Below are 18,068 nucleotides of genomic sequence, written 5' to 3' on the forward strand. Positions count from 1 at the left end.
AAGTCATAGTTCAAATCTCAAGACCCCCTTAGGGTAAAGCTTGAGTCAACGTGCAAGGTGGTGGCCGTGAACCAGCAGCAGCACATGAACGGCGGCGCCCGAAAGGCCGTCTTCGCCCCGGTCGACAACCGGGCGCGGGTCGACGCCGTCGTCGGCAGGCTCGGGGACGCCATCGAACTCGGACTGCTCGCCGACGGTGAGCAGCTGCCGGGCGAGAGCGAGCTCGCCGGGCAGCTCGGGGTGTCCACGGTGACCCTGCGGGAGGCGCTGATGGCGCTGCGCCAGCAGGGGCTGGTCACCACCCGCCGGGGCCGCGGCGGCGGCAGCTTCGTGTCGCTGCCCGAGGTCCCCGGCGAGGAGCGGCTGCGGGTCCGGCTGCGCAGCTGGAGCACCGAGGAGCTGCGCGACCTCGGCGACCACTGGGCGGCCCTGTCGAGCACCGCGGCCCGGCTCGCGGCCCAGCGCACCGAGCCGGAGGACCTGGTCCAACTCCGGCGTACGGCCGAGGAGTTGACGCACGCCGAGGGCGCGGCGGCGCGCGGCCGGGTGTACGGCCGCTTCCATGTCGAGCTGGCCGCCGCCGCGCAGTCGGCCCGACTCACCCGCGAACAGGTCGCGTTGCAGACCGAGGTCGGCGCACTGCTGTGTCTCGTGCTCGGGAACGACGAATATCGTGAAGAAGCCGCAGCCCGTCACCGCTCCGTAATCTCGGCCGTGCAAGATGGGGCCCACGATTCGGCCAGGGAGTTGGCCGAGCGGTGCGTGCAGGAATCCACGGCGCGGCTCATCGCCGAGCGGCTGGCCCTGTAGCGGTCATCGCGTCCGCTCCCCGTCTGCTGGAGGGCACGCATGAGCCTCGCGACGGCAACACCGGCCACGGCACCCGAGCAGTTGGTCGCGGCCGGGGTCCGCTCGGCTCTGGAGTCCGTGTTCGACGCCGTGGCCGCCACCCGCGCCGACACGACGGCACTGCTCGCCAAGGTGGCCGCACAGGGCCGCCGCCCGGCGACCGTGGACCTCGCCGCACTGCGCCCGGGCCTCCATCTCCGGCTCGCCCGGCACGAGTTGGTGTCGGGCGTCGGTTTCGTCGCCGCGCCGGGCCTGCTGAGCGACGTACCGGCCTGGCTGGAGTGGTGGCAGTCCACCTCCGACGGTGGCATACGGCCGCTGCTGCTCGACCTCGACCCCGAGCACTCGGCGTACGCCGACTACACGCACTGGGACTGGTTCGCGCTGCCCCGCGACACCGGGGAGCGGGCGGTCGCCGGGCCGTACGTCGACTATCTCTGCTCGGACGAGTACAGCCTCACCCTGTCCGCGCCCGTCGAGGTGGAGGGGCGGTTCGCCGGGGTGGCCGCGGCGGACGTGTATCTACGGCATTTCGAGGCGGCCGTGATGCCGATGCTGCACCAACTGCCGGTCCCGGCACGGCTGGTGAACGCGCGGGGCCGGGTGGCCGCGTCCACCGATCCCCGGCATCTGGTCGGTTCGCTGAGCAAGGGTCCGGACTTCGCCGAGGCGCTGGCGGCGGGCCGGGCGGGGTATGCGCGGGGAGCGCGGCTGGTGCCGTGCGACGGGGTGCCGTTGGTGCTGGTCATGGCGGAGCGGTGACCGAACTCGCGTACACGTGCGCTGAGTTGAGGCACCGCCGGCAGAGGCGGAGCAGTCGGCACTCACTCGGCCGCGGGGACCACCCTCAGGTGTCCGGCGCCGCGGCCCGCCCGGCGGGCCCTGGGCGGTGGAACGCGGCGGGCCTCGCGCAGGACCAGTGTCAGACGCGTATAGCCCATGTTCTCAAGGGTCTTGGGGGTCTCGCCGACGACTCGGCAGACCGTGGCACCCCAGCGCGGGTCGGGGTGCAGCACCGGGCGGACCGCGCCGTCGTGCTCGACGGCCTCCTCGCCGACCGCGCGGATCCAGTGCGGCAGGCCCTGGCGGTAGGCGGCCTCCATGATCGGGTCCTGGGCGATGTCGCGGCGGATCGCCTGCAGGCCGTGGTCATGTCCGTGGCTCTCCACGGCAGCGGCGAAGTGGGCCAGCATCGGCAGGCACCAACTCGACTCGTGCTCACCGAGAACGGTGCTCGCGTCGGGGTGGAAGAGCACGAAGCGAAGGAAGTTGTCACCCGGCATCGCCGTCGGATGCGGGCCGACCGTCCGGAAAAGTGACTTGAACGCGCCGTTGGTCAACACCACGTCCCAGCGGTGGTCCATGACGACGGAGGGGAAAGTGACGGCCTCCAACAGCGCGGCGTAGTCCAGGAGATACGCCTGGGCCTCGGGACTCTCGGGGACGGGCCGCGGCGCGGACCGCTGCCCACCTGCCTGATACGCCATCGGGAGGTCACCCCTCTTGCCTATGCGGCCTTCTCGCGGCGCCTTGATCCTGCTGCCCCGACGCGAGTCGTGTCAACTATCGTGGCATTTCATGCTTGTTGACGGCTGAAATTGGCCACAGTTGTGGCGAGACCTGGATGCGAGTTCGAACCAACCGCTACTCTCCGGGATGTTCACGGCCCCCGTTTGTGAGAAGCCTGTGAGAGACGTAGACGTATAGGAGATGTGTCGGTGTCGGATGGCTTCGAGGTACCGGGCACAACGGCGACCGCTCTGCTGCCCGCCGTCGTCGACCGCGTCACCGCGCTCGCCGGACGGCTCGACGTGCCCCAGGCCGAGGTCGTCCACATCGGCCGGCTGTCCGTCGCCTGCGGTGTCCCGGAGCCCGTGGTCAGAGCCCTGCTGAGCGGCCGTCCCGCGGGCGAGCCCGATGTGCAGGCCCGGTTCCTGCAACGCCTCGACCTGTTGCGCCGCACCAGACTCAAGCCCAATGGGCGCAAGTACACGCAGCAGGAGATCGCCGACGGCGCGGGCATGTCCCGCCAGCAGGCGGGCGCGCTCATCAACGGCGACCGGCGCCCCACCATGGAGCACTGCGACGCCCTCCAGCGTTTCTTCCGCGTGCACGCCGGGTTCCTCACGGCCGAGGACTCCGAGGCCCTCGCGGGCGCCCTCCAGCGCACCGAGCAGGAGCTGTTGCAGAAGCTCGCGGACCGTGAGCGGGCGGCGGCCGAGGCCGCGGAGGACCCGCTGGAGCGGCTGCTCCAGGACCACGGAGTGCGCGGAATCGCCTGGCGGGCCGCGCAGTTGCCCACCGACCAGCACCGCGACAAGGTCGCCGAGTGGCTGGACATGCTCCTGGAGAGCGTGAAGCGGCCCGAGTCGTGATCCGGGGGAGAACTGTGGGCATCGGACGGCAGATGCGCCGCCTGTGCGGCGAGTTGGTCGCGGAGCTGAGCCTGGGCGCACCCGCACGCCCCCACGACGTGTATGGCGCGCTGTGCGACGCGATGAGCCGCCGCCGGGGCCGCCCGGTCCAGTTCCGTACGGCCGCCTTCCCGGCCGGCACCGCCAGCGGACTGTGGCTCGACATGGCCGACCAGGATCTCGTCGTGATCGAGGAACGCACCGCACCCGACCACCAGTTGGTGATCCTGGGCCACGAGCTGTGGCACATGAAGGCCGGGCACTGCGGCCCGCACCTGGAGGGCGCCGCGGTGGCCACCCGGCTCCTGACCGACACCGTCGACGAGGCGGCGCTGCGCGCGACCGTCCTCAACGTGGCCGCCCGCAGCGGATTCGAGCGCGCCGACGAGCGGGAGGCCGAGAGCTTCGGCCTGCTGCTGGCCAGCAAGTGCCGTACGTGGCTTGCCGGTTCGTCCCTGAGGGGGCCTGCGCAGCACGACCATCTGGCGGGGCGGATCGAGGCGTCGCTGGGGTATCCGGGGCCACGCAGCTAGTAAGTGACGACCAGTCACCTGCCTGTTCACCAGGCGGCCGGTCGGTCACGTGGCGCTGCGTTCGCTCGCCTCCCGCAGGTCCCGTTCCGTAGCTCCGCCCTGGGCGGTGACGCCGGGGCGGCCCTCGCACAGGAGGTCGCGCCAGTGCTCGCGGCTCCAGTGGGCGGGGGTGGTGGTGCCGGTGAACTCCTCGACCAGGGTGAGGAACCGGGCCGGGTCGGTGTGGAACGGGAAGTGTCCCGCGCCCTCGAAGATCTCCAACCGGCTGCCGGGCATGGCCTCGTGGGCACCGTACGCGTGCCGGACCGGCACCACGCTGTCCCGGTCGCCCCACAGCAGCATGGTCGGCATGCCCTCGGTCAGGTAGCAGCGGTCGAGCATGGTGACCACCTGGCCGCGCCAGTCGACGACCGCGCGCAGGGTGCGGATGAAGGCGTTGCGGGCGGTCTCGTCGGGCAACGCGTCGACGAGGGTGAGCAGTTCGGGGGCGTCCCGGCCGAGGTCGGTGTCGAGGAGCCGCAACAGCCCGACCGTGAGGCCGACTTGGAGGCGCATGCCGGGCAACCGCAGTGCGGACAGGGCCAGATGGGAGCCCGGGAGCGAGACGAGCCGTAGCACCGGATTGACCTCGCGGCCCACGCCGCCCGCGCTGACCAGGACGAGGCGTTCGGTGCGCTCGGGGAACTGGTAGGCGAACTGCATCGCCACTCCCCCGCCCAGCGAGTGGCCGAGCAGGGTCGCGGACTCGATGCCGAGCGTGGTGAGCAGATCGCGGACGCCGTTCGCGTAGGCGGCGACCGAGTAGTCCGCTCGCGGTTTGTCGGAGGCGCCGTGGCCGAGGAGGTCGGGGGCGATCACCGTGTGGGTGCGGGCGAGGTCGGGGATGAGGTCGGTCCAGGTGGCGGAGGAGTCGCCGATGCCGTGGATGAGGACCAGCGCCGGGCCCTGGCCCGCCATGCGGAAGGCGCGGCGGTATCCGTGCACGACGCGGTACTGCAGCTCCAGTTCTCCGGCACCCACCGAGCGCAGTCGTGCGGCGCGCGCCGGGCGCCGTACCGGGACGTCCTCCACGCACTCGCCTCCCGTTCACCTGGCCGCCCGCGGACGGCCGAAAGCCCTTCCCTCCAGCGTAGGGCCGCTGTACCACCGGGGATTTCGAGGACGTTTCGCCTCCGCTAAGCGGGCGAACCGGCGCCCGGCACAACGGCATTGTCAGTGGCACCCGGCAAGCTGGAGTCGTGCCGCCGCCGTGCGGGGGCGCATGACACCGACCAGGGGAGAGCCGTCCTATGCAGACCGCAGTGATGACCGACCGCGAGCGCGCCGCCGTCCAGGCCTATCTACGGCTGCTGCACACGGTCCGAGCAGCCTTCGACGGCCCACCGGGCGCGCTTCGCCCGGTCCTCGTCCCGCCTTCCGTACTGGCCGAGGCGGACCAGGCGTTGACGGACGCCGGGCTCGCGGGAAACGAGCAGGCGTTCTTCAGGCTGCTGGAGAGCTGGTGCCCGGAGGGGTGAGGGGAGTTGAGGGATGCGGGACGGTGATGGCCGTGGCGACCAGTCCGCGTCCGACGGTCCAGCGGCCCTCGAAGACGTCGAGGCGCTCGCCGTCGACGACCGGGCCGGGGACGAGGAGACGGGCGCGGAGACCGCCGCGTGCTTCCTCGCCCGGGTCGGTGAAGACGTCGATGTCGGCCTCGGAGAAGTCCAGCCACTTGCCGGTGAGGGGGAACCACGCCTTGTAGACGGACTCCTTGGCGCTGAACAGGAGCCGGTCCCAGTGCACGGTGGGCCGCTCCGCCGTCAGGCGTGCCAGGCGTCCCCGTTCGGCGGGCAGGGAGACGGCGGTGAGGACGCCGTCCGGGAGCGGTGCATGGGGTTCGGCGTCGATGCCGAGCGAGGCGAGGTCGCCGGCGCGGGCCAGTGCGGCGGCGCAGTAGCCGTCGCAGTGGGTCATGCTGCCGATGACTCCGGCGGGCCAGGCCGGTGCGCCGTGGGCGCCGGGCAGGATCGGCTGCGGGGGCACGCCGAGCTTCTCCATGGCTCGCCGGGCACAGGCCCGTACGGCGGTGAACTCGCGGCGGCGCTTGGGCACCGCGCGGGCCACGCGGGCCTCTTCCTCGGGGTACAGCGGGGCGTCCTGAAGCCCTTCGTCACCGTGTGTCTCCACGGTCACCACGGAGTCCGGGAGCAGTTCCTCGATCACCGGTTCCGACCTCCATCGGCAGGATGCGGCGCAGTCGGCCCGGGGGTTCCGGGCGCTTCTGCCACTCGCGGGGGTATCCCACGGACACCTCTTCGAAGCGGACCCCCTCGTGGTGGGTGGTCCGCGGGATGTGGAGATGGCCGTAGACCATGGTGTCCACGCGGAATCTGCGGTGCCAGTCGGCGGTCAGTGTGGTGCCGCACCACATGGCGAACTCGGGGTACCAGAGGACTTCTGTGGGGTGCCTGTCCAGGGGGTAGTGGTTGATCAGGACCGTGGGGAGGGTGTCGGGGATCTCGGTGAGCCGGCGTTCGGTCGCGGCGACCCGGGCCCGGCACCAGGCCTCGCGGCTGGGGTAGGGGTCGGGGTGCAGCAGGAACTCGTCGTTGCAGACGATGCCGGTGCCGTGCGCGTACGTCAGTCCCTCGTCCTTGGTCGAACAGCCGGCCGGGAGGAACGAGTAGTCGTAGAGCAGGAAGAGCGGGGCTACGACCACCGGGCCGCCGGGGCCCTCCCAGACGGGGTAGGGGTCCTCGGGTGTGATCACGCCCAACTCCCGGCACAGGGCGACGAGATGGTCGTAGCGGGCGACGCCGCGCAGGGTGACGGGGTCCTTGGGGTGGGTCCACAGTTCGTGGTTTCCGGGGGCCCACAGGACCTTGCGGAAGCGGCCGGCGAGGAGTTCGAGGACCCAGCGGATGTCGGCCACGGTCTCGGCGATGTCACCGGCCACGATCAGCCAGTCATCGTCCGTGACGGGCCGCATGTTCTCGACCAGGGCGCGGTTCTCGGCGTACCCGATGTGCAGGTCGCTGATGGCCAGCAGCTGTCCGGCACCGCCGGCCGTCGACTCCACCCTCGCCCCCTCCGTACCCGCGAATGAGTCCACGAGATCACACGCCGCCGTTCCGCGACAAGACGGCCGGGGCATACGAGGCGGTCAGCGCGGGGCCGCGAGGGGAGTTCACACGGCGGGTGGGCACCATCTGGGAATCCGTAACATGGGCGTTGCACGCGGCACCCTTCGAACGCCGTATGATCGCCCCAACACCACCGTCACGAACGCCCCTTCGCCGAGGGCGGTTTGGTGTACCTCCAACCACCCTGGCCGGGCACGGCCTCGCTCCGCCGTGCCCGTGAACCCGAAAGGACGGCCCTGCATGGTCTCTCGCGTACGCGTCTGGCTCAACCGCACGTACGCGGAGAACGTGTTCTTCATGGATCAGCTGCGGAGAAATCCCAGCGACCGGGCCGTCGAGATCCATGCCACGCACGGCGACGCCGACTCCCCCGTACTGGCCGCCGCCGACACCGCCGACATGGAGCCCGAGGGCCTGTCCCCGGCCGCGTACGTCGAGTACGCCCTCGACCAGTGCGCCCGCCGCGGCATCGACGTGTTCGTGCCCCGGCTGCACCAGTCGGAGATCGTGGCGCACCGCGCGGACTTCGCGGCGGTGGGCACGGCGCTGCTGGCGCCGACCCCCGAGGCCGTCGCCGTCTTCCACGACAAGGTGATCGCGTACGAGGCCGTCCAGGCGATCGGCGTGCCCGTACCGCCGTGGTGGCGGGTGCGCACGGCGCCCGAACTCGTCGCCGCCGTCGAGGAGTTGGAGGCCGCCGGACACAAGGCGTGCTTCAAGCCGGCCTCCGGCGCGGGCGGGGTGGGCTTCCGCGTGATCACGCGCGCCCCCTTCTCGCTCATGCACCTCAACGGCTTCCCGAGCCCCTACGTCCCGCTCGACACGGTCGTCGAGGCGCTGGAGCAGGCCGACGAGCAGGTCGACTGGCTGGTCATGCCGCGCCTGGAGGAGCCGGAGGTGTCGGTGGACTGCCTGACCGGTCCCGACAACCTGATCCGCCTCGCCGTGGGCCGCACGAAGAACGGCCGCCGTCGCGGTTTCACCCTGCACGAGCAGTGGCTGGAGCCCGCCCGCCGGATCGCGGAGGGCTTCGGTCTGCACTACCTGTCCAACATCCAGTTCCGCATGTTCGGCGACCAGCCGGTGCTGATGGACGTCAACACCCGCCCCGCGGGCGGACTGCACCAGCTGTCACTGTGCGGGGTCAACGCCCCTTGGGCGGCAGTGCAGTTGGCGCTCGGCGAGGACCCGGGCGCGATGGAGCCGCCGTTCCTGGGCGCGGACTACGCGGTGGTGTCCGGCCCGCGTCAGCTGCGTCCGGTGTCGCTCCCGCACCAGCGCGCGGAGGAGTCGGAGCCCCTGCTCCCGGCGGCAGCGCCCGTACCCGCGCAGGATGCGGTGGAGACGGCGACGGAGACCTCCGAGTCGGGCAGCCGGGCGGCCGCTCGCGCCTGACTCCCGGGCCTGCACCACAACTTCGTACCGGTCTGGACCAATCATGGCGGCATGTCTTGACACCGTGATTGGTCCATACCAACTTGGTTGCGCACCCTCTTGCACTCCCGAATCACCCCCATTACTTCAGGGAGATCGCGTGCGCGACACACTCAGACGCTCCAGACATCGGCTCCTCGCCCTGCTCGGTACCGCCGCCCTGGCCATGGCCGGGGCGATCGCGTTGCCCGGCACCGCGGAGGCGGCCAACGTCCTGACCAACCCCGGCTTCGAGTCGGGCAGTCTCTCCTCCTGGTCCTGCACCGGAAACCTCGGCTCGGTCGTCTCCACGCCCGTGCACGGCGGGACCAAAGCCCTTGCGGGCGCGGTGAGTTCGAGCGACACCGCACAGTGCTCCCAGACGGTCGCCGTGCAGCCGAGCACGACGTACTCGCTCAGCGGCTGGGTGCGCGGCAGTTATGTCTACCTCGGTGTCAACGGCGGTTCCTCGACGTGGACTTCGTCCCCGTCGGCGTACAGCCAGCTGACGACGTCCTTCACCACCACCGCCTCGCAGACCAGCGCCACCATCTACGTCCACGGCTGGTACGCGCAGGGCACCTACTACGCGGACGACATCAGCCTCGACGGCCCGGGCGGTGGCGGCGGTGGCGACACCCAGGCCCCGACCGCGCCGACCGCACTGACCTCCACGGCCAAGACGTCGTCGACCGTGTCCCTGTCGTGGGGCGCCTCCACGGACAACGTGGGCGTCACGGCGTACGACATCTACAGCGGTGCGAACCAGGTCCTCAGCGTCTCCGGTACGAGCGGCACGGTCACCGGGCTCGCGGCCAGCACCGCCTACACGTTCACCGTGAAGGCGCGCGACGCGGCCGGGAACAGTTCGGCGGCCTCGGGCGCGGTGAGCGTCACGACGAGTGCCGGCACCGGCGGCGGCACCGGGTTCACCCAGGCCGCGCCGTATCTCTACGAGGGCTGGGGCGATCCGCCGAGCCCGAGCACGGTGATGAGCGCGACCGGCATCAAGTGGTTCACGATGGCGTTCGTGCTCGACTCCGGTGGCTGCAACCCGAGTTGGGACGGCAGTCGCCCGCTGACCGGTGGCGTCGACCAGACCGCCATCAACCAGATCCGTGCGGCCGGCGGTGACATCGTGCCGTCGTTCGGCGGCTGGTCGGGCAGCAAGCTCGGCGCCAACTGCTCCTCGGCGAGCGCCCTCGCCGGGGCGCTGCAGAAGGTGATCACCGCCTACGGCCTCAAGGCCATCGACATGGACATCGAGAACTCGGACGAGTTCGAGAACGAGGCCGTGCAGGCGAAAATCCTGACCGCGCTGAAGACCGTCAAGGCCAACAACCCGGGCCTGCGCACGATCGTCACCTTCGGCACCTCGACGACCGGCCCGACGTACTACGGCAACCGGCTCATCGAGCAGGCGCAGTCGCTCAACGCCGGCATCGACGTCTTCACCATCATGCCGTTCGACTTCGGCGGCGGCGCCGACATGTACGGCAACACGGTCGCCGCGGCCGAGGGCCTGAAGACCAAGCTGAAGTCCACCTTCGGGTGGGACGACGCGACGGCCTACTCGCACATCGGCATCTCGGGCATGAACGGTCTGTCGGACCAGTCGGAGACCACAACTCCCGCCATCTGGACGCAGATCCGTGACTGGTCGAACTCGCACCACATCGCCCGGCTCGCCTTCTGGTCGGTCAACCGCGACCGCGGGTGCGCCGGTGGCGGAGTGGTGAGCAACTGCTCCGGCATCAGCCAGAACACCTGGCAGTTCACCTCCATCACGGCCGGTTTCACCGGCTGACGACCCCCACCCTTGGCGGCCGGTCCCCCGTGGGGGCCGGCCGCCTCGGTGTGTGCCCCGACGGTCGGCTCCGTCGGTCAGAAACGGCCCGAGCCCCGGTACAGCTCCAACTCCCCGTCCAGCTCCACGGCGAGGACCGTGGCGAGCGGGTCGAGGTCGGCCAGGGGCGGCGGGTCGATCCACAACTGCCCTACGGCCTCGTGCAGTCCGCCGACGACCCGGTGGGCGAGTTCGGTGCCGGTGCCGAGCACGGTGACACGGCGGACCGGGGTGACCAGCCCTCGGACCCCGATCTCGGCGCGCGGGATGTCGTACAGGGTGAGATAGAGGGTGCGCCGGTCGGCGGAGAGGGTGCTCGGCCCGTAGTGGTGCCCGGCCGGGAGCCCGCGCACCGTGCCGTACACGGCGTCGGCGTGCTTGCGGATCCACTCCCCCAGGCCTTCGAGGCGTTCGACCTGCGGCTGCGGGATGGTGCCGTCCTCCATCGGGCCCACGTCGAGGAGGAGGTTGCCGCCCCCGCCGATCGTCTCCGTGAAGTAACGCACCAGCTGGCTCAGCGACTTGTGGTTGTCGTCGTGGTGCTGGTACCCCCACGAGTCGTTGATGGTGAGGCACAACTCCCAGGGCCCGTCCGGGGGTTCGACGGGTGCGCCCTGCTCCGGTGTCGCGTAGTCGCCCTCGCTGAGCATGCGGGCGTTGAAGACGACGTCCGGCGAGTACGAGCGGATGAGCGCGGCGAGTTCCTTGATGCGCCACTGCTCCTCGCTGCGGTCCCACTCGCCGTCGAACCACATCAGGTCGGGCCGGTAGCGGGAGGCCAACTCCCGTATCTGGCCGTTCCGGTAGACGATGAACCGCTCCCAGGCTTCGAGGTCCTCGTCCTCGGCCGAGCACTCCGAGTAGCGGTTGTCCTCCTGCTCCGGCGGGCGGCCCGGCTTGCGGGTGGTGGCGTAGTCGGGGTGGTTCCAGTCGGAGTGCGAGTAGTAGAGGCCGACCTTCAGACCCTGTTCGCGGAGCGCGTCGGCGTAGCCGGTGATGTAGTCCTTGCCGAGGTCGAGTTCACCGAACTCCGTGTCCCACAGGGCGACACCGTCGTGGTGACGGCTCGTCAGGACGGCGTACCTGGCGCCGGCGCGGGCGAACAGGTCGGCCCAGGCGCGCGGTTCGTACCTCGCGCCGGTGAAGCGGTCGAGCTGGGACATGTACCGGTCGTGCGGCACGATGTCGTCGTAGAACGACCAGGACTCCTGGACGCCGTCGACGGCGTAGATCCCCCAGTGGACGAAGATCCCCAACTTGGCGTCGGTGAACCACGGTTGCACGGTCACGGCTGAACTCCCTTTGCGTACAGGGCGAGTTGGGAGATGAAGAGGGGCGGGCCCGGCGGCACCGATGCCGGTCCCGCCCCTCCCCCGGGTGCTACTGGCCCGCGCCCGCCCGCTGCAGACGGAGCGTCAGGATCTGGAAGGGCCGCAGGGCGACGGCGACCGAATCGCCGTCGACAGAGACCTCGTCCGCCAACGGGCGCTCCAGCAGGTCGGTGATCCGCGCGCCGGCGAGGGCGAAGCCCGTGCGCAGTGTGCCCTGGGCGCGGCCGCCGCTCGACTCGTAGAGGCGGACCACGACGTCGCCGGACTCGTCGTCGGCGAGCTTGACCGCCTCGACGGTGATGCCGTCGCCGTCGACGGAGACGAGCGGCTCCGGGGCGCCGCCCGAATCGGCCACCCGCAGCGGGAGGTTGAGGGCGTAGCCCTCGGCGACGGCGTCCTCGATGCTCGCGCCGGGCAGCAGCGAGTAGACGAAGCGGTGCCTGCCCTGGTCGGCGCCCGGGTCCGGGATGCGCGGGGCGCGAACCAGGCTCAGGCGGACCGTGGTCGTCGTGCCGCCGTCCTCGCGGACCGTGCGGGAGACGTCGTGGCCGTACGTCGAGTCGTTGATGACGGCGACGCCGTAGCCGGGCTCGGCGAGGTGCACCCAGCGGTGGCCGGAGACCTCGAAACGGGCCGCCTCCCAGCTGGTGTTGGTGTGCGTGGGCCGCTGGATGTGGCCGAACTGGATCTCGGCGGAGGAGTGCGCCGCCCGGATGTCCACCGGGAAGCCGGCCTTGAGGAACTTCTCGGCCTCGTGCCAGTCGATGTCGGTCTCGAAGTCGATGCGGGCGCTGCCCGCGCGGACGGTGATCGTCTGCACGATCTTCGAGCCCTTGCCGAAGGACCGTTCCACGCGGATCGCGCCGAGCAGCGGGTCCTGCTCGACGACGGTGATCGAGTCGGCGTCGAGGAGGTCGGTGAAGCGGTTCTTGTAGTGCTTGTCGACGTCCCAGGCGTCCCAGTAGTTCGGGAGGTCGGTGTGCAGGCGCAGCAAGTTGCCCTGGTCCGCGAGGACTTCACGGCCGCCGTGTCGCAGGTCGCGCACGGAGGCGAGGGTGCCGTCGTCGGCGAGTTCGACGCGGACGATGCCGTTGTCGAGGACGCGGTCGGTGACGGTCACTGCCTGCGGGACGTACTCGGCGGCCAGCGGGGCGGTGCCGTTCGCGGGGACCGTCGCGTACATCGGGACGCCGGTCGCGGTGCGGATGACCTCGGCGCGGTCGTAGGGGCTGGTGTTGAAGACGCGGGTACCGCCGCCGCCCAGCGCGGCCACGGCCGTTGCCGTCAGCTCCTCCAACTCCGTTGCCACGCGGGCGTATTCGGCCTCGGCCTCGCGGTGCACCCAGGCGATCGAGGAGCCCGGCAGGATGTCGTGGAACTGGTGCAGCAGCACCGTCTTCCACAGCTTGTCGAGCTTCTCGTACGGGTACGCGTAGCCCGGCGCGTGCAGCGCGGCGGTGGTCGCCCACAACTCCGCCTCGCGCAGCTTGTGTTCGCTGCGCCGGTTGCCCTGCTTGGTGCGGGCCTGGGAGGTGTAGGTGGCGCGGTGGAGCTCCAGGTAGAGCTCGCCGACCCAGACGGGGGCGTCCGGGTACTCGGCGCGGGCCTTGGCGAAGAACTCGTCCGGGTGCTCTACGACGACCTTCGGCGAGCCCTCCAAGTCGGCGAGCCTGCGCGCCCGTTCCATGATCTCGCGGGTCGGGCCGCCACCGCCGTCGCCCCAGCCGAAGGGGGCCAGGGAGCGGGTGGCGTTGCCCTTCTCCTGGTAGTTGCGGACCGCGCGGGACATCTCCTCGCCGCTGAAGCGGGCGTTGTAGGTGTCGACCGGCGGGAAGTGCGTGAAGATGCGGGTGCCGTCGATGCCCTCCCACCAGAAGGTGTGGTGAGGGAACTTGTTGGTCTGGTTCCAGGAGATCTTCTGGGTGAGGAACCACTCGTTGCCCGCCAGCTTGGCGAGCTGCGGGTAGGCCGCGTTGTAGCCGAAGGAGTCGGGCAGCCAGACGCCCTTGGTCTCGACGCCGAAGTGCTCGATGAAGAACCGCTTGCCGTGCACGAGTTGGCGGGCGATGGCCTCGCCGCCGGGCAGGTTGCCGTCGGACTCGACCCACATGCCGCCGACCGGCGCCCACTGTCCGCGCTTGACGGACTCCTGGATGCGGGCCCACACCTGCGGGTAGTTGTCGCGCACCCACTCGTACTGCTGGGCCTGCGAGCAGGCGAAGATGAAGTCCTCGTACTCGTCGGCCAGGGACGTCACGTTCGAGAAGGTGCGGGACGTCTTGCGCTTGGTCTCGCGGATCGGCCACAGCCACGCCGAGTCGATGTGCGCGTGCCCGACACCGGAGATGACGTGCGCGCTGGCGTTGGCGGGCTTCGACAGCACGGGCTTCAGCGCGGCCCGTACGTCGGCGGCCGTACCGGCGACGTCGTCCAGGTCGAGGAGGTCCAGGGCGCGGTCGAGGGCGTGCATGATCTCGTGCCGGCGGGGGTCGTGCTCGCCCAGTTCCAGCATCAGTTCGCGCAGCACCTGGACGTCGAGGTCGAGGTGGAAGACCTCCTCGTCGAGGACGGCGAGGTCGGCGCGGCGGAATGTGTACAGTGGACGGTCGCCTGCCGTCAGTACATCGCCGAGGGGTGTCGGCTCCGAGAAGTTGTTGGCGAGGATGTCGGGGTTGGAGGCCGCCTCGACCAGGTAGTCGATCACCTCGCCGCCGGTCGCCGGGTTGGCGATCGCCACGTACTGGTTGAGCGGGTTGACCGCCTTCAGCGGCGTCCCGTCGGCGAGGTGGACCAGGGCCTCGGCCTGGTTGCCGGGCCAGTCGCCGACGAAGCCGAGGTCGATGACGGCCTCGACGCGCTTCCCGGCCCACTCCTCCGGCACCTGTCCGCGCATCCGGAACCAGGTGGTGCCCCAGGGCGGACCCCACGGGGTGTCCATCGCGAAGGGCGCATACAGCGCCGCCGCGGCCTCCTCGAAGGGAACGGGCTCACCGGGCGCCTGCCAGGCCTCGACCGTGAAGGGCGCGGTGGCCGCGTAGATCGCCGGCTTGATGCGCTGGTCATGGGCGCGCTGGACGCGCTCCTCGATCCGGCTGCGTTCGTCGTGCATGGGAGGTCTCCAGGGAACCAGGGAGCTGCTGAGAACTTGGGGAACTGTCGAGAACTCGCTGCGGAGGACTCGGGGTACGGTCGCGAACTGGGGATGCTGTCGTGAACTTGGGGAAAGCGCTTACTGAAGAGTGCCTACTTAAGGTACGCCAGGCCCGGGTGGACCTCGGTGTAGCCCTCGACCAGTCGGCGCGCGACGTTCACGGAGTCGACCAGCGGGTGCAGCGCGAAGGCCTTCACCGCCGTCGTACGGGAGCCGTTCTCGGCCGCCGCGAGGACCTCGCGCTCGACGCCCTTGACCGCGCAGACCAGACCGGTGGCGTGGTCGGGCAGCGGGGCCACGGCGACGGGGTGGGCGCCGTTGGCGTCGACCAGGCACGGCACCTCGATGACGGCGTCCGTGTCGAGGACGGACAGCGCGCCCTGGTTGCGCACGTTGAGGATCAGGGTGGTGCGCTCGTCGCGGGCGATGGCCCGCATCAGGGCGAGGGCGACCTTCTCGTACCCGCCGGAGAGGTCGTCGGCGTCCCGTTCACCGGCGCCGGCCGTCTCCCGGTTCTCCGCCATGTAGGTCGCCTCGCGCTCGGCGCGGGTGCGGTCCCAGGCGGTCAGCGCGGCGGTGTCGGGGCGCTTCATCTCGTCGTAGAACTGGGCCTGTTGGTCGCGCAGGAACGCGCCGCGGGTCTTCTCGACCTCGCTGTAGGCGCGGACGGTCTCGCGGTTGAAGTAGTAGTAGTGCAGGTACTCGTTCGGGATGGCGCCGAGCGACTGGAGCCAGTCGGTGCCGAAGAGCTTGCCCTCCTCGAAGGAGCCGAGCAGGTCCGGGTCGGCGAGCAGGCGCGGGAGTTCGTCGCGGCCTGCGACGCGCAGGCCTCGTACCCAGCCGAGGTGGTTGAGGCCGACGTAGTCGATGAAGGCCTCGCGCGGGTTCGCGCCGAGGACCGTGGCGATACGGCGGCCGAGGCCGACCGGGGAGTCGCAGATGCCGATGACGCGGTCGCCGAGGTGGCGGGACATGGCCTCGGTGACCAGGCCCGCCGGGTTGGTGAAGTTGATGACCCAGGCGTCGGGGGCGAGGCGGGCCACGCGCTGGGCGATGTCGACGGCGACAGGGACGGTTCGTAGACCATAGGCAATACCGCCGGCGCCGACCGTCTCCTGGCCGAGGACGCCCTGCGCGAGGGCCACCCGCTCGTCGTTGGCCCGTCCCTCCAGGCCGCCGACGCGGATCGCGGAGAAGATGAAGTCGGCGCCTCGCAGGGCCTCGTCGAGGTCCGTGGTGGCGGTGACGGTGGGGGCGTCGGGCACGGTGGCGGCCTGTTCGGCCAGTACACGGGCGACCGCATACAGTCGACTGTCGTCGAGGTCATGCAACACCACCTCGGTGACCCGGCCCTCGCCGCGGTCCGTCAGGAGTGCCCCGTACACGAGCGGCACCCGGAACCCGCCGCCGCCCAGAATCGTCAGCTTCACGCTTTCACCTTTCCTGCCACGACGACCTCGACGCCCGCTTCCTCCAGGGAGGAACGGGTCACCGGGTCGACCGGGGCGTTCGTCACCACCGCGTCCAGGTCCTCGGGACCGCACACCTTCGCCATCCCCGTCCCCGGGAACTTCTGCGCGTCGGCGAGCAGCACGACCTTGTCGGCGGCCTTGATCATGGCTCGTTTGACCGGCACCTCGACGACCGTCGTGTCCATCACCTGGCCGCCGGGCCGCACTCCGCTGGTGCCGAGGAAGAGCCAGTCGGCGTGCAGCTGGCGCAGGTTGTCCTCGGTGAGGAAGCCCACCAGGGAGCGGTACTCGCGCCGGACCATGCCGCCGAGCAGCACCAGTTCGATGCCCTCGTCGTCGGCCAGCTCCTCGTAGACCACGAGGTTGCTGGTGATCACGGTGAGCCGGCGGCCGTGCAGCTGGCGGGCCAGCCGGTAGGCGGTGGTGCCGATGTCGAGGAGGACCGACTGGCCGTCCGCGACCATGGCGGCGGCGCGCGCGGCTATCGCGTCCTTCTCGGCCACCCGCACCTCGGCGACCTCGGCGAAGGGCTGGTCGCCCTCGTCGGCCACGGCACCGCCGTGGACGCGCGTGAGCAGTCCGTCCTCCTCCAGTTTGAGCAGATCGCGCCTGATAGTGGCGGGGCTCACACCCAGCTGCTCGGAGAGATCGGTCACGGCCGCGGGGCCCCCTGAGCGCAGGGCCCGCAGGATGAGTTGATGTCGTCGTTCTGCCAGCACGTCGCGAACACTACTCGTCATCTTCAATCATTTCTATGCTCAGTTCTGCTTGGGTATTGACCAATCTCGTCGAGCAGCGCACGATTCCGGTCACCGAAATGAAGAGTTTTGACGACTCTCCAGACGACGTGCCGACGAGAGGATGCGCGCGTGGACGACCCCCGGCCCGATGTGCTGCTGACCGGGCTGCTCTTCTACGACCTCGTCCTCACGGGTCTGGGGCAGCCGCCGACGCCGGGCGAGGAGATCTGGACGGCCGGCATGGGCTGCGGCCCCGGCGGCATCGCGAACCTCGCGGTCGCCGCGTCCCGCTTCGGCCTGAAGACCTCCCTGGCCACGGTCTTCGGCGACGACTTCTACGGCGCGTACTGCCATGAGGTCCTCGCCGGCCAGGAGGGCGTCGACCTCTCCCTGTCCCGCACCGCGAACGGCTGGCACACTCCCGTCACCGTCTCGCTCGCGCACGGCGACGACCGGGCGCTGGTCACCCACGGCCAGGAACCGCCGTACTCGCAGGACGTGCTGATGGGCGACCCGCCCGAGGCGCGGACCGCGCTGGTGCACCTGGAGGCCGAGCCGCGCGGCTGGCTCGCCAAGGCCTCCGCGAACGGCACGCAGATCTTCGCCGATGTCGGCTGGGACCCCACCGAGCAGTGGTCCCGCGACCTGCTCGACCAGCTCGCCCTGTGCCACGCCTTCCTCCCGAACGAGGCCGAGGCGATGGCCTACACCCGTACCGACAGCGCGGTCGCGGCGCTCGGCATCCTCACCGAACTGGTGCCGGTCACGGTGATCACGCGGGGCGGGGACGGGGCGATCGCCGTCGACCAGACGACCGGCGAGTACGCGGAGGTCCCGGCCCTGGCCGTCGACGTCCTGGACGCGACGGGCGCCGGTGACGTGTTCGGCGCGAGCTTCGTCGCGGCCTCGCTCGGCGGCTGGCCGCTGGAGGAACGGCTGCGGTTCGCGGTGCTCGCGGCCGGGCTGTCCGTCCAGCACCACGGCGGCGCGCTGGCGGCACCCGGCTGGTACGGCGTCGACCGTTGGCTGCATACAGTCCGCGATCCGGAACTGCGGCGTGCATACGGCTTCCTCGTCGACAGGATCCCGGCGGACCCCGGCCCGCCTGTCGCCTACGCGCCCGTCACTCCCCCCGTACCGCAGTAGCCCCCCTCCCGCATCTCAAGTCCCTTGCAAGTCCCCCCACTTGAGTCC

16 protein-coding genes are annotated in these 18,068 nt (G+C 70.7%); 8 read left to right on the plus strand and 8 right to left on the minus strand.

Annotation, left to right across the window (positions count from 1 at the left end; translation table 11 throughout):
- Window positions 1–66 precede the first annotated feature (66 nt).
- Complete coding sequence (locus SPR02S_RS21060; protein WP_019058977.1) at window positions 67–810, plus strand: FadR/GntR family transcriptional regulator; 744 nt, start codon at window positions 67–69, stop codon at window positions 808–810.
- A 39-nt stretch (window positions 811–849) separates the two neighbouring features.
- Window positions 850–1,611, plus strand: coding sequence for a cache domain-containing protein (locus SPR02S_RS21065; protein ID WP_019058978.1), 762 nt, complete (start codon window positions 850–852; stop codon window positions 1,609–1,611).
- Between the two features lie 62 nt (window positions 1,612–1,673).
- On the opposite strand, the gene SPR02S_RS21070 is transcribed toward SPR02S_RS21065, so the two are convergent.
- Window positions 1,674–2,336: an MmyB family transcriptional regulator gene (locus tag SPR02S_RS21070; protein WP_019058979.1), complete on the minus strand. Its 663-nt coding sequence runs from the start codon at window positions 2,334–2,336 to the stop codon at window positions 1,674–1,676.
- A 231-nt stretch (window positions 2,337–2,567) separates the two neighbouring features.
- Between SPR02S_RS21070 and SPR02S_RS21075 the strand changes: the two genes are divergently transcribed.
- Window positions 2,568–3,224, plus strand: a complete 657-nt coding sequence (locus tag SPR02S_RS21075) for a helix-turn-helix domain-containing protein (protein WP_026150736.1) — start codon at window positions 2,568–2,570, stop codon at window positions 3,222–3,224.
- 32 nt (window positions 3,225–3,256) lie between these two features.
- On the plus strand, window positions 3,257–3,796 hold the full coding sequence (locus tag SPR02S_RS21080; protein WP_026150737.1) for a hypothetical protein: 540 nt from the start codon (window positions 3,257–3,259) through the stop codon (window positions 3,794–3,796).
- A 45-nt stretch (window positions 3,797–3,841) separates the two neighbouring features.
- Here SPR02S_RS21080 and SPR02S_RS21085 read toward each other — a convergent pair whose 3' ends face one another.
- The gene (locus SPR02S_RS21085; RefSeq protein ID WP_019058982.1) at window positions 3,842–4,867 is read right to left on the minus strand and encodes an alpha/beta fold hydrolase; all 1,026 of its coding nucleotides are present in this window, start codon (window positions 4,865–4,867) and stop codon (window positions 3,842–3,844) included.
- 218 nt (window positions 4,868–5,085) lie between these two features.
- Here SPR02S_RS21085 and SPR02S_RS21090 point away from each other — a divergent pair, with 218 nt between their 5' ends.
- The gene (locus SPR02S_RS21090; RefSeq protein ID WP_019058983.1) at window positions 5,086–5,313 is read left to right on the plus strand and encodes a hypothetical protein; all 228 of its coding nucleotides are present in this window, start codon (window positions 5,086–5,088) and stop codon (window positions 5,311–5,313) included.
- Here SPR02S_RS21090 and SPR02S_RS21095 read toward each other — a convergent pair.
- Together SPR02S_RS21095 and SPR02S_RS21100 are read right to left on the minus strand one after the other, a co-directional pair.
- Window positions 5,279–6,001 (minus strand): 4'-phosphopantetheinyl transferase family protein, encoded by a 723-nt coding sequence (locus tag SPR02S_RS21095; protein WP_019058984.1) that lies wholly within the window; start codon window positions 5,999–6,001, stop codon window positions 5,279–5,281. The two genes, SPR02S_RS21090 and SPR02S_RS21095, sit on opposite strands and share 35 nt — an antisense overlap.
- Entirely contained in the window at window positions 5,949–6,857 is a 909-nt protein-coding gene (locus SPR02S_RS21100) for a metallophosphoesterase family protein (RefSeq protein ID WP_019058985.1), read from the minus strand. The genes SPR02S_RS21095 and SPR02S_RS21100 overlap by 53 nt, the downstream gene beginning before the upstream one ends.
- 304 nt (window positions 6,858–7,161) lie before the next feature.
- On the opposite strand from SPR02S_RS21100, the gene SPR02S_RS21105 reads away from it, so the two are divergent.
- Window positions 7,162–8,316 (plus strand): ATP-grasp domain-containing protein, encoded by a 1,155-nt coding sequence (locus tag SPR02S_RS21105; protein ID WP_019058986.1) that lies wholly within the window; start codon window positions 7,162–7,164, stop codon window positions 8,314–8,316.
- A 139-nt stretch (window positions 8,317–8,455) separates the two neighbouring features.
- The gene (locus tag SPR02S_RS21110) at window positions 8,456–10,141 is read left to right on the plus strand and encodes a carbohydrate binding domain-containing protein (RefSeq protein WP_019058987.1); all 1,686 of its coding nucleotides are present in this window, start codon (window positions 8,456–8,458) and stop codon (window positions 10,139–10,141) included.
- Window positions 10,142–10,218: 77 nt separating this feature from the next.
- Here the strand turns inward: SPR02S_RS21110 and SPR02S_RS21115 are convergent, their stop codons facing one another.
- The 4 genes from SPR02S_RS21115 to SPR02S_RS21130 form a co-directional block, all read right to left on the minus strand.
- On the minus strand, window positions 10,219–11,469 hold the full coding sequence (locus SPR02S_RS21115) for an alpha-L-fucosidase (protein WP_019058988.1): 1,251 nt from the start codon (window positions 11,467–11,469) through the stop codon (window positions 10,219–10,221).
- A gap of 91 nt (window positions 11,470–11,560) precedes the next feature.
- Window positions 11,561–14,620, minus strand: a complete 3,060-nt coding sequence (locus SPR02S_RS21120; protein ID WP_019058989.1) for an alpha-mannosidase — start codon at window positions 14,618–14,620, stop codon at window positions 11,561–11,563.
- 134 nt (window positions 14,621–14,754) lie between these two features.
- Window positions 14,755–16,092: a 6-phospho-beta-glucosidase gene (locus SPR02S_RS21125; protein WP_019058990.1), complete on the minus strand. Its 1,338-nt coding sequence runs from the start codon at window positions 16,090–16,092 to the stop codon at window positions 14,755–14,757.
- On the minus strand, window positions 16,089–16,853 hold the full coding sequence (locus SPR02S_RS21130) for a DeoR/GlpR family DNA-binding transcription regulator (protein ID WP_019058991.1): 765 nt from the start codon (window positions 16,851–16,853) through the stop codon (window positions 16,089–16,091). Before SPR02S_RS21130 ends, SPR02S_RS21125 begins: the two co-directional genes overlap by 4 nt.
- A 150-nt stretch (window positions 16,854–17,003) precedes the next feature.
- On the opposite strand from SPR02S_RS21130, the gene SPR02S_RS21135 reads away from it, so the two are divergent.
- The gene (locus SPR02S_RS21135) at window positions 17,004–18,020 is read left to right on the plus strand and encodes a carbohydrate kinase family protein (RefSeq protein WP_019058992.1); all 1,017 of its coding nucleotides are present in this window, start codon (window positions 17,004–17,006) and stop codon (window positions 18,018–18,020) included.
- The last annotated feature ends 48 nt before the right edge of the window (window positions 18,021–18,068 follow it).

The sequence above is a fragment of the Streptomyces prunicolor NBRC 13075 genome, assembly GCF_000367365.1.
In the GTDB taxonomy this organism is placed as follows: domain Bacteria; phylum Actinomycetota; class Actinomycetes; order Streptomycetales; family Streptomycetaceae; genus Streptomyces; species Streptomyces prunicolor.